This window comes from Bradyrhizobium sp. 139 (assembly GCF_023074175.1).
Classification (GTDB): domain Bacteria; phylum Pseudomonadota; class Alphaproteobacteria; order Rhizobiales; family Xanthobacteraceae; genus Bradyrhizobium.
In genome coordinates this window covers 1-10,856 of sequence record NZ_JADPKS010000095.1, presented here as the reverse complement: position 1 = coordinate 10,856, position 10,856 = coordinate 1, and the positions used below count along the sequence as shown (strand labels likewise).

Genomic DNA, 10,856 nt, shown 5'->3' with positions numbered 1-10,856 from the left:
CGTGCTCTCGATCGATGCTTGCATCAAACTCTCCGATGGTTCGAGTGTGGAAACCCAAACCTATCGGAAAGAGCCCGCTCACCGCCCCATGGAATCTACATTCGGCCGGAGTCTCAGCTCAGCCCTTCTTCGCCGGCTTGCTCGGCGTCGGGTTGAACAGCTTTTTCAGATCGTTCAATCCCCCCGACAGCCGCGGCCATTCGCAGGAGAACGAGCCTTTGGTGCAGGGCGCGTCCTTCGGTCGCGGGCCAACGGCCTGCTGCATCTTCGGCCGTTCGACCGGCACCGGCACGCGCTCGACCTCGGTTCGCAGCGCGACCTGCTGGAGCTGCTGGGCTTGCTGTTCCTGCTGCTCGCGCTGCTGGCGCGCGGCGGCTTGAGCCGCTTCATTGCTGCGGCGCTGATTGGCGAGGTAGGCGGTGTAGGATTCGTCGATCTTCTTCTGCTCCTCCGGCGTCGGGTTCGGTCCGGCGATGTCGAAGGTGCGGTCCTGGAGGAAATCGTAATAGGAATAGCCGCCGCCTGTCTTGCGGCGGCCGGCGAACTTGGCGTTGCAATCGGCAAGCGCCGCCGTCTTCTCGGTCTTGTTCGCGGCCTTCTCGGCGGCGTCGGCGCATTCCTCGAAATCGACAGGTGCGCGCTTCCACCATTGCGCCTGGGCATGCAACGGCGTCAGCAGAAAAAATCCTGCTGTGGCAACGAGAAGCGCCACAAGACGCGATGCGAACACGGACGACATGCTACGGGAGCATTCCTTGCAAAACTCAACCCGAACTGAGTCGAGCCGGATTTTTGCCCCTTTATCGCCGGCTTGTCACCCGTGGAACTCGGAAAATTCATGGCTGCAATGCTGACATTTTTTGCTTGACGTGGCGCCGGAGTCACAGCCGCGCGGCACATGATCCGCTTAGACTTTATCGGTTTGAATTCAAAGGGAACTATCCGTCATGAGAGCGTTGGCCCGTCTCGCCGCAATTACCTTGGCGTTCATGTCCAGCCATGCGTTCGCAGCGGACGAAAATGCGCCCAACCGCAAGCCGGTGAGGGCGATTGCCGAGGCGCGGCTCTCGCTCGGCGGCCAGGGCATACTGCCGCTCTACCTCTCCAGCGACTGGTCGCTGCCGCTGCCGGCGATCTCGCGCGCGATCATCGTGCTGCACGGACGCCTGCGCAACGCCGACGAATATTATATGGCGGCCCATACTGCGCAGGTTGCCGCGGGCGACGACGGCAAGACCGCGCTGATGATCGTGCCGCAGTTTTTGGCAGAGATCGATATCGAAGCGCACAAGCTGCCAGCGGACACGCTGCGCTGGTCGCTGGAAGGATGGGAGCACGGCGATGCTGCGCTGGCGCCGAATCCAGTGTCATCCTTCGAGGCGCTCGATGCGATCCTCGCAAAACTCTCGGACCGGCGCATCTTCCCGAACCTGAAGCAGATCGTCATCGCCGGCCATTCCGGCGGCGGCCAGGTCGCCCAACGCTACGCCATTGCCGGAAAAGGCGAGGCGGCGCTGTCGCGCCAGCATATCGATGTCCGCTACGTCGTCGCCAATCCCTCCTCTTACGCTTATTTCAGCAGCGCGCGGCCCGTGCCGGCGATCGCCGCATCCTGCCCGGGCTACAACAGTTGGAAATACGGCATGGACGGGCGTCCGCCCTATCTTGCGAACGCGACGCCGGACGCGCTCGAGCAGCGTTATGTCGAGCGTGAGGTGGTCTATCTGCTCGGCACGCTCGACACTAATCCCGACCATTCCGCGCTGGACAAGAGCTGCATGGCCAAGGCGCAGGGGCCTACGCGCTACGCCCGCGGCCACGCCTATGCGGATGCGATGGCCAAGCGCGACCGCGGTACGCCCAATCACCGGGTCTGGGACGTCGCCGGCGTCGGCCACGACGGCGACAAGATGCTGACCTCGAAATGCGGGCTCGCGGCGCTGTTCGATATTCCGGGCTGCGGGGCGGAGCGCTGACGCGGCTAACTTGAAGGCGGGCATCTTGAAGGCGGGCACCTTGAAGGGTTGGCTCCGGCTGTTACACTTCGTCTCGCGAAGCGCCTCATCCTGAGACGACGCCAAGAAGACGAAGTGGAAACGCCTGATGCTGCTGCCCCTGTCCGACGTGCCGCGCTGGTACGCAGAGCGTAAACCGCAAGGCACGATCGCCGTCCGTCATGGGCAGGATACGTTGACATGGGACGAGCTCGAACGCGGCGCCAATCGGCGCGCGCGGGCGTTTATGGCCAAGGGCGTCAAGCCCGGCGACTTTGTCGCAATCGGTTTGCCTAACGGCAACGCGTTCTTCGAGACCTCGTTTGCGGTATGGAAGTGCGGAGCGACGCCGACGTCGCTGTCGTGGCGGTTGCCGCGCGGCGAAGCCGCTGCGGTGCTCGACATACTGAAGCCGGCGCTGGTGGTCGGCGGCGAGGCCGACTGGAACGCGCCGAACCGCCTGCCGGCAGATTTCGTGCCGGACGGTTGTTCGGACGCGCCGCTCGATGCCCCGGTGGCCCGCTACTGGAAAGCCATGACCAGCGGCGGCTCGACCGGCCGGCCGAAGGTGATCCTCGATCATCAGCCGGCTGTGACCGACACTGTCGCTGCGCCGCCGCTCAACATCCCCTTCGGGGTCTCGCTGCTCAATCCCGGTCCGCTCTACCACAATGCGCCGTTCATCGTGTCGCACTACGCGCTGTTCGCCGGCGGCCAGCTCACCGGCCTCGTCAGGTTCGACGCCGAGGAGACGCTGCGCCAGATCGCGCGCGAGCGCGTGCAATGGATCAATTTCGTGCCGACCATGATGCACCGGATCTGGGCGCTGCCGGAGAACGTGCGCAACGCCTACGATGTATCGAGCCTGCAGACCGTATTCCACATGGCCGCGCCGATGCCGCCCTGGCTGAAGGAGAACTGGATCGCCTGGCTTGGGCCTGAGCGGATCTGGGAGCTCTATGGCGGCACCGAGCGGCAGGGCTCCTGCATCATCTCGGGCACGGAATGGCTCGCGCACAAGGGTTCGGTCGGCAAGATAGGCGAGATGGCAAAGCTGCGCATCGTCGGCGAGGATGGCAGCGACGTCGCGCCGGGCGAGACCGGCGAGATCTACTTCCTCAACAATGATGGCAAGGACGCCACCTATCACTATCTCGGCGCCGAGCCGAAGCGCCGCGCGGACGGCTGGGAATCGCTCGGCGACATCGGCAGGCTGGACGCGGAAGGCTATCTTTATCTCGGCGATCGCCTCGCCGACATGGTGCTGCGCGGCGGCGCCAACATCTACCCGGCCGAGGTCGAAGCCGCGGTTTCCGCCTGCCCCGGCGTGCGCTCCTGCGTGGTGGTGGGATTGCCCGATCCGGAATTGGGCCAGCGCGTGCACGCCATCATCGAGCCGGAGCCCGATGCGGACGGTCAGGCCATCGCCGACGGCATGGCGGACTTTCTGAAAGACCGGCTCAGCCGCTACAAGCATCCGGAGAGCTTCGAGATCGTCACCACCCCGCCGCGCGATGATTCCGGAAAAGTCCGCCGCACGCTGTTGCGCGACGAGCGCGCGGCGTGGATGAAGGAGGGGCGCGCCTTCCGGATTCTGCCGTCGAAGGCGCAGGTGCCCGCCGGGTAAGACAATTGCGGAAGGACTTCAGGATATGACGATCACCATCGCAGCGAACGGCGTGCCGAAGCCGCCGGCCGATATCATCGAGGGCTTCCGAGGCGCGCCGACCTCGGTCATCTCAGATAATCTCGCCCGGCTGTCCGGCGCGGTGGGACTAAAGCCCTATCATCGCGGCGGCAAGCTGGTGGGGACGGCATTCACCGTGCGCACCCGTTCCGGCGACAATCTTGCCATTCACCGCGCGCTCGAACTGGTTGGTCCCGGCGATGTCATCGTGGTCGATGGCGGCGGCGACGAGACCCGCGCGCTGGTCGGCGAGATCATGAAGAACATCGCGCAGTGGCGCAAAGCCGAAGGCTATGTCATCGATGGCGCAATCCGCGATGTCGCGGCTTTCGCCGCGGACGACTTTCCTTGCTTTGCCCGCGCGGTGATCCATCGCGGTCCCTACAAGAACGGTCCCGGCGAGATCAATGTCCCGGTCTCGATCGGCGGCTCGGTGGTCTCGCCCGGCGACATCGTGGTCGGCGATGAGGACGGCGTGGTGTCGTTTCCCGCCCCCAGTGCGGCGGCGCTGCTGGACGCCGTGCGCGCCCAAATCGCGCGCGAGGAGGAGACGCTGAAGACAATCCGCGAGGGCCGCTACCAGGGCTCGTACGGCAAATCCTGATCAGAGAAAAAGAAAGGGAGGATGGCGTGAGCCAGAAGGACGAATTCCACACCATCGACGATACCAGCGACGGGCTGTTTCGCGAGCTCGCGGCGGGGGTGACCACGCGCATCTTCTCCGGCGAGCAGGCGATGCTGTCGGTGGTGACGCTGGCGCCGCACGCGCAGGGCACGCTGCATCACCATCCCGAGGAGCAATGGGGCGTGCTGCTCGACGGCTCCGCCGTCCGCGTTCAGGGCGACGAAGAGATCCCCGTGAAGAAGGGCGACTTCTGGCGCACGCCCGGCAACGTGCCGCACACCATGCGCGCCGGCCCCGACGGCGCCCGCGTGCTGGACATTTTCAGTCCACCACGGCCAGAATACAGGACGCCGGGATCGGGTTTCGGGACGACGCAGCGCTAACGCTGCAACAGCCGCGCGAAGCTGAGTTCATGGCCGTCGAGGTCGGTGAGATGGAAGTAGCGCTCGCCCCATTCGGCATCGCGCGGCACGCTCGAGGGGCGCCATCCCGCAGCCAACGCGCGCTCATAGAGCGCATCGACGTCGCTGACATAGAAGATGATGCGGCCCCACCAGGACCAGTGCTTGTCCTGCGGCTGTGCGATCAGGTTGAGATAGCCCGATCCGGCGCGAAAGCTCGTAAACGAGGCGGCTTCGCCGCCATGCAGGATTTCGAATTCGAGCGAGCGGTAGAACCGGACGGCGCGGTCCATGTCATGGGTGCCGAGGGTGATGGCGCTGATCCCGTCGATCATAATGGCAGTCTCCCGCTGGTTGGTCGTGGATTGCGCCCGGCGATGATAGAGCGCAAGTGAAACGATTGGTGATGGTCGACGTTTCGTTTTGGCGGACGTCCAACAGGCCGAGGTCCCGATGCGATTACCAGCAATGCCGGACGGCGCATTGCCGAAACCGGGGACGGCGGAAGCGATCGAGCTGGGTTGCACCTGCCGGGTCATTTCCCATGACGACCACACGGATGAGCAGGAGCCCGCCGGCATGCTGGCGGCTCCCGACGCGAATTGCCCGGTCCACGGCGCGACGGCTCAGCTCGAGGAGCACGATTGAGGCCGCCCCTTCGAACCATCGCGACACTGGCGATCCCGGACCTGCTCTGCTAAGGAGACGCCACGTGCCCGCATGCTGTTTCGCGGGTTCCGCGGTCCCGTAGCTCAGCCGGATAGAGCGACGGTTTCCTAAACCGTAGGTCGGAAGTTCGAGTCTTCCCGGGATCGCCATTTTCATCGGCCACCGTCACGGTTTGCCCCGGCGATCGGCGCAAAAATTGCTAGAAGCGAAGGGCTTCCTTCTTTGCTGGCCCGGCTGATGTGCCCGACCGCCACGCCTCACTGCCCGCCTCACTGCCCCATCCGGAGACGACCATGCCTTTCGACTTGATCCTGCGCGGCGGCCGCGTGGTCGACCCGTCCCAGAAGCTCGATGCCGTGACCGATGTCGCCTTCGCCGGCGGCAAGATCGCTGCGGTTGGGAGCGGTCTCAAGGCGGATCCGGGCACTGACGTGCGCGACGTTTCGCGCTTCATCGTGACGCCGGGATTGATTGATCTCCATACCCACGTCTATTGGGGCGGCACCTCGCTCGGCATCGACGCCGAGGAATTCTGCCGCCTGTCCGGCGTCACCACGACCGTCGATACCGGCAGCGCGGGGCCCGGCAACTTCGCGGGCTTCCGCAAGCATGTGATCGAGCCGAGCCAGGTCCGCATCCTCGCCTACCTGCACGTCTCGCATGCCGGCATTTTCGGCTTCTCGCACCGGATCATGGTCGGCGAGAGCGAGGAATTGCGGCTGATGAACCCGATCGAGGCGGCCAAGGTGGCCGATGCCAACCGCGATCTCATCGTCGGCATCAAGGTGCGCGTGGGGCTGCACTCCTCCGGCACATCGGGGGCCGTGCCGCTCGACATCGCGCTCGAGGTTGCGAACGAAGTCGGCATGCCCCTGATGGCGCATATCGACCATCCGCCGCCGAGCTATGAGGAGGTGCTGGCCCGTCTGCGGCCCGGCGACGTGCTCACCCATGCGTTCCGGCCTTTCCCCAACACGCCTGCGACCGCGCAAGGCACGGTGAAGCGAGCAGTGCTGGAGGCGCGCGAGCGCGGCGTGCTGTTCGACATCGGCCACGGCAAGGGCTCGTTCGCGTTCAAGACCGCGCGCGCGATGCTCGCCAACGGCTTCTATCCCGACACGATCTCCTCCGACATCCACATGCTGTGCATCGACGGTCCGGCCTTCGACCAGGTCACGACCATGTCGAAGTTTTTGTGCATGGGCATGTCGCTCTCCGACGTCGTCGCTGCCTCGACCGTGAATGCGGCGATGGCGCTGCGGCGCCCCGAGCTCGGCAGCCTCAAGCCGGGCAGCGTCGGCGACGCCACGCTGATCTCGGTCAAACAAGGCCAGTTCGATTATGAGGACGTGGTCGGCGAGCACCTGATCGGTAACAGCAAGATCGTCTCCGAAGGCGTCGTCATCGGTGGCCGCTGGTGGCATCCGAACTACTAACGGCGAGAAGCGCTACAGTGACCTTGCGATCAGCAGCTTCATGATCTCGTTGGTGCCGCCATAGATCTTCTGGATGCGGGAATCGATGAAGATGCGCGAGATCGGGTACTCCTGCATGTAGCCGTAGCCGCCGAACAGCTGGAGGCATTCGTCGGCGGTCTGGACCTGCTTGTCCGAGCACCAGTATTTCGCCATCGACGCCGTGACGGTGTCGAGGTCTTTTGCGGCCAGGCGCTCGATGCACCAGTCGACGAAGACGCGCGCGATCATCGCTTCGGTCTTGCGCTCGGCGAGGGTGAAGGCGGTGTTCTGAAAATCCATCAGCGGCTTGCCGAACGCCTTTCGCTCCTTGGTGTACTCGGTGGTGAGTTTTACGGCGCGCTCCATCGAGGCGACCGCGCCGACCGCGAGCGCGAGGCGCTCCTGCGGCAATTGCTGCATCAGCTGCACAAAACCCTGGCCTTCCTCACCGCCGAGCAGATTTTCCGGCGGGACCGTGACATTGTCGAAGAACAGCTCCGACGTGTCGGAGGCATGCAGGCCGATCTTGTCGAGGTTGCGCCCGCGCTTGTAGCCATCCGCGCCTGACGTTTCGACCACGATCAGCGAGATGCCCTTGGCACCGGCCTCGCCGGTGCGCGCGACCACGATGACGAGATCGGCGGCCTGGCCGTTGGTGATGAACGTCTTCTGGCCGTTGATGACGTAGGAATTGCCCTGTTTCTTCGCGGTGGTCTTGACGGCCTGCAAATCCGAGCCGGTGCCGGGCTCGGTCATCGCGATGGCGCCGACCATCTCGCCCGAGGCCATCTTCGGCAGCCAGCGCTTTCTCTGCTCCTCCGAGCCGTAGTTGAAGATGTAGTGCGCAACGATGGCGCTGTGCACGGAGACGCCGGTCGTCAGCTCCGGCACCGTGCTTTCGAGGTCTTCCAGCACCGCCGCGTCATAGGCGAAGGTGGCACCTAAGCCGCCATATTCCTCCGGCACGCTCGCCAGCAGCGCGCCCATCTCGCCGAGCCCGCGCCATGCGAAGCGGTCGACCATCTTCTGCTCGCGCCATTTTTCGGCATGCGGTGCCAAATCCTTGGCAAGATACTTCCGGAACTGATCGCGGAAAACGTCGAGTTCTTCGGTCATCCAGGCGGAGCGGTAGGACATGGTCACCTCGGTCAATGCAGCTTTCCGGCTTGGTAGGCGAGCGGGCGGCGGCAATTATTGTGTTTTCAGGCTGCGCCGGTGACGCTACCAAGGCGGCCGGAGCAGCGTCTATCGGGATGTCTGATTGTGGCGATCAAAACCCAAGCCGTCAAAACCAAAGAACTCAAGCTCGCCATCGAGCGCATCGGCAGCGTCTCGGCGATCCTGACGCAGCCGGACAAGGCGCGCGCCTGCTATATCCTGTCGCATGGCGCGGGCGCCGATATGCGGCATTCGTTCATGGACAAGGTCGCGACGGGCCTTGCGAATCGCGGCATCGCGACGTTCCGTTTCAATTTTCGCTACATGGAGAAGAAACAGGGGCGTCCCGACCAACCGGCGGTCGCGCACGCCGCCATCCGCGCAGCGGTCGAGGAGGCGGCGCGGCTGTGCCCCGGACTGAAGCTCGTCGCAGGTGGAAAATCCTTCGGCGGGCGCATGACTTCGCAGGCGCAATCCAAGGCTCCACTGCCTGATGTAAAGGGGCTCGCCTTCCTCGGCTTTCCCCTTCATGCCGACAAAAAGCCGTCGACGGAGCGCGCCGAGCACCTCGCCCATGTCGAGATTCCGATGCTGTTCCTGCAAGGCACGCGCGACGGGCTTGCCGATCTCGGCCTCCTCAGGCCGGTCATCGCAGCGCTTGGAACGAAAGCGACGCTGCATGAGGTCGAAGGCGGCGATCACTCCTTCGCGGTGCTAAAGAAATCCGGCCGGACCAATGAAGAGGCAGTCGAAGAGGTGCTCGACACGCTCACGGCCTGGATCGACGAGCTTCCCTGAACTCAAGCCGCATAAAGCCCCTTGTCGCGGGCCTTCTGGATCGCGAGCGCGGCGATCAGGTCGAGCGTCGGCGTCGACAGGCCGGCGGTGCGTGCGAAGGCGGCCGGCGCCTTCACCAGCACGTCGATCTCCATGGCGCGGCCGAGCTCGTAATCCTGCAGCAGCGACGGCTTGTGGTTGGGGGCGGGTCCGCTGCGCGTCACGCGCTTGACCTCGGGAATGAAGTGCTGCGCAATGTCGTTGGCCTCGTTCAACATGCGCGGAATGACCTCGGCAAAGGCCGGGTCGTCACGCACGCCGCGCGCGGTCTGGCCGGTGAGCAGGCACAGCACCGACAGTGACATGTTGGTCAGCAGCTTTGACCAGATCGCCTCGCGGATCTCCGCCACCGGCGGCGATTCCAGCCGCGCATCGTTGAGGACACCGCGAAGCCTGGTGATCCGCTCGCAATTGCGGTCGTCGCATTCGCCGATCAGCAGGCGGTTGCGGTCCGGCGTCAGGTTCTGCACCACGCCGGGCGCGATCACCTCGTTGGAGGAGAAGACGACGCCGCCGACGATCCGCTCTTTCGGAATGCAGGCGCGCAAGCGCCCGCCGGGATCGAGGAAGGAAATGTCGGGCGGAATCGGATGCCGCGGCGGCAGGCCGATGCCGTACCACCAGGGAATACCGTTCTGCGCAAAGACGATCGCGGTGTCCTCCTGAAGCAGCGGCTTGAGGCTGGCGACCAGCCCCGGAAGCGCGGTGGCCTTCAGCGTCGAGATCACCACATCCTGCGGACCAAGCTGGGCGGGATCGCCCGAGGCGTTCACCTTGGCGGTGACCTCGGAATCGCCGACGCGAAGCTTCAGGCCATTGGCGCGGACCGCCTCCAGATGGGCGCCGCGCATCACGCACGAGACCTCATGGCCGGCGCGGGCCAGCCTGACCGCGATATGGCTGCCGACGGCGCCCGCGCCGAAAATGCAGATGCGCATGGTGTGATGTCCCGTCTCTTATCCTTTGGATGCCGCCCGGCAGCAGCATGACACAAGCCGCCATGCGATGGACGCGGCCGCCCTACGCCGGAAAGATATGGATCGGGGTGCGCGGCCTCGGCCATAGTGCACGATAAACAAACGACCGGAGGAACGCCGATGACTGCCAGCCCCGTCCTGTGGACCCTCAACGAACGCGGCGTCGCGACCGTCACGCTGAACCGGCCTGAGGTCAACAATGCCTACGACGGTGCGCTGATCGCGGGCGTGCTCGCGGCCATGGACGATCTCGGCAAGAAGCCTAACTTGCGCGTCGTCGTGCTCCGGGGCAATGGCAAGCACTTTCAGGCCGGTGCTGATCTCAACTGGATCAACGGCGTGCGGCCGCAATCGACTGATGCCAACGAGGCGGCGTCGCGCGCGACTTTCGAGGCCGTGCAGCGGCTCAACACCTTGCCGATCCCGACACTCGCGCTGGTGCAGGGCGGCTGCTTTGGCGGCGGCACCGGCGTGATCGCGGCCTGCGACGTCGTGATCGCCGCTGACAATGCCCTGTTCTCGATCACCGAGGTGCGCTGGGGCCTGACCGCGGCGATCATCATTCCGCAGCTCGTTGACGCCATTGGTGTACGGCAAGTTCGCCGCTATGCACTCACCGGCGAGCGTTTCGGCGCCGAGGACGCCCGCCGCATCGGCCTCGTGCACGAGGTGGTGCCGCTCGCCGAGCTGGAAGCCGCCGGCGCCAAGGTGGTCGAGCAGTTGCTCGCCAACGGGCCGGAGGCGATAGCGGAGACCAAGCGGCTCGCGCTGGAGAGCTCGTTCGGCGGGATGGCGGTGGACGATGCGGCGTATGCGCGGCTCGTGCACCTGCATTCAGTCAAGCGTCAGAGCGTGGAGGCGGCGGAAGGACTGGCCTCGTTTGCCGAGAAGCGGGCGGCGAATTGGGGTGGCGGGAAAACGTGAGCTCAGCAGCCACGGCAGATGCTGTGGATGTAGATGGGGTAACGGGCCCCGGGCAGCCTTCCAGCCAAGCCGCGCTAGCTACGGCGCTATTTGTGGCGCGCGTCGCGCGGCTTGGTTGGAAGGCAAG

Annotated in this window: 12 protein-coding genes and 1 tRNA gene; 9 read left to right on the top strand and 4 right to left on the bottom strand. The window is 64.9% G+C overall.

Annotated features, from left to right (window positions below):
- Window positions 1-118 precede the first annotated feature (118 nt).
- Window positions 119-739, bottom strand: a complete 621-nt coding sequence (locus tag IVA80_RS22155) for a hypothetical protein (protein ID WP_247435194.1) — start codon at window positions 737-739, stop codon at window positions 119-121.
- Window positions 740-947: 208 nt separating this feature from the next.
- Here IVA80_RS22155 and IVA80_RS22150 point away from each other — a divergent pair, with 208 nt between their 5' ends.
- From IVA80_RS22150 to IVA80_RS22135, 4 genes are all read left to right on the top strand, one after another.
- Window positions 948-1,976 (top strand): alpha/beta hydrolase, encoded by a 1,029-nt coding sequence (locus IVA80_RS22150; protein WP_247435191.1) that lies wholly within the window; start codon window positions 948-950, stop codon window positions 1,974-1,976.
- A 127-nt stretch (window positions 1,977-2,103) separates the two neighbouring features.
- Window positions 2,104-3,621: an AMP-binding protein gene (locus IVA80_RS22145; RefSeq protein ID WP_247435188.1), complete on the top strand. Its 1,518-nt coding sequence runs from the start codon at window positions 2,104-2,106 to the stop codon at window positions 3,619-3,621.
- A gap of 25 nt (window positions 3,622-3,646) precedes the next feature.
- Window positions 3,647-4,285: an RraA family protein gene (locus IVA80_RS22140; protein WP_247435185.1), complete on the top strand. Its 639-nt coding sequence runs from the start codon at window positions 3,647-3,649 to the stop codon at window positions 4,283-4,285.
- Window positions 4,286-4,311: 26 nt separating this feature from the next.
- Window positions 4,312-4,689 carry a cupin domain-containing protein gene (locus tag IVA80_RS22135; RefSeq protein ID WP_247435182.1) on the top strand — a complete coding sequence of 126 codons (378 nt, stop codon included), beginning with the start codon at window positions 4,312-4,314 and terminating at the stop codon, window positions 4,687-4,689.
- Here the strand turns inward: IVA80_RS22135 and IVA80_RS22130 are convergent.
- A complete protein-coding gene (locus tag IVA80_RS22130) occupies window positions 4,686-5,042 on the bottom strand; it encodes a VOC family protein (protein WP_247435180.1) in 357 nt (118 codons plus the stop codon). The genes IVA80_RS22135 and IVA80_RS22130 overlap by 4 nt on opposite strands.
- A gap of 118 nt (window positions 5,043-5,160) precedes the next feature.
- Between IVA80_RS22130 and IVA80_RS22125 the strand changes: the two genes are divergently transcribed.
- From IVA80_RS22125 to IVA80_RS22115, 3 genes are all read left to right on the top strand, one after another.
- Window positions 5,161-5,355: a hypothetical protein gene (locus IVA80_RS22125; protein WP_247435175.1), complete on the top strand. Its 195-nt coding sequence runs from the start codon at window positions 5,161-5,163 to the stop codon at window positions 5,353-5,355.
- Between the two features lie 93 nt (window positions 5,356-5,448).
- Window positions 5,449-5,525 (top strand) — tRNA-Arg (locus IVA80_RS22120).
- Between the two features lie 144 nt (window positions 5,526-5,669).
- Complete coding sequence (locus IVA80_RS22115) at window positions 5,670-6,812, top strand: amidohydrolase/deacetylase family metallohydrolase (RefSeq protein WP_247435172.1); 1,143 nt, start codon at window positions 5,670-5,672, stop codon at window positions 6,810-6,812.
- Between the two features lie 12 nt (window positions 6,813-6,824).
- Here the strand turns inward: IVA80_RS22115 and IVA80_RS22110 are convergent, their stop codons facing one another.
- Entirely contained in the window at window positions 6,825-7,970 is a 1,146-nt protein-coding gene (locus tag IVA80_RS22110) for an acyl-CoA dehydrogenase family protein (protein ID WP_247435200.1), read from the bottom strand.
- Window positions 7,971-8,090: 120 nt separating this feature from the next.
- Between IVA80_RS22110 and IVA80_RS22105 the strand changes: the two genes are divergently transcribed.
- A complete protein-coding gene (locus IVA80_RS22105) occupies window positions 8,091-8,789 on the top strand; it encodes an alpha/beta family hydrolase (protein ID WP_247435197.1) in 699 nt (232 codons plus the stop codon).
- A 2-nt stretch (window positions 8,790-8,791) separates the two neighbouring features.
- On the opposite strand, the gene IVA80_RS22100 is transcribed toward IVA80_RS22105, so the two are convergent.
- The gene (locus IVA80_RS22100) at window positions 8,792-9,766 is read right to left on the bottom strand and encodes a ketopantoate reductase family protein (protein WP_247435170.1); all 975 of its coding nucleotides are present in this window, start codon (window positions 9,764-9,766) and stop codon (window positions 8,792-8,794) included.
- Window positions 9,767-9,925: 159 nt separating this feature from the next.
- On the opposite strand from IVA80_RS22100, the gene IVA80_RS22095 reads away from it, so the two are divergent.
- Window positions 9,926-10,729, top strand: a complete 804-nt coding sequence (locus IVA80_RS22095; RefSeq protein WP_247435165.1) for an enoyl-CoA hydratase-related protein — start codon at window positions 9,926-9,928, stop codon at window positions 10,727-10,729.
- The last annotated feature ends 127 nt before the right edge of the window (window positions 10,730-10,856 follow it).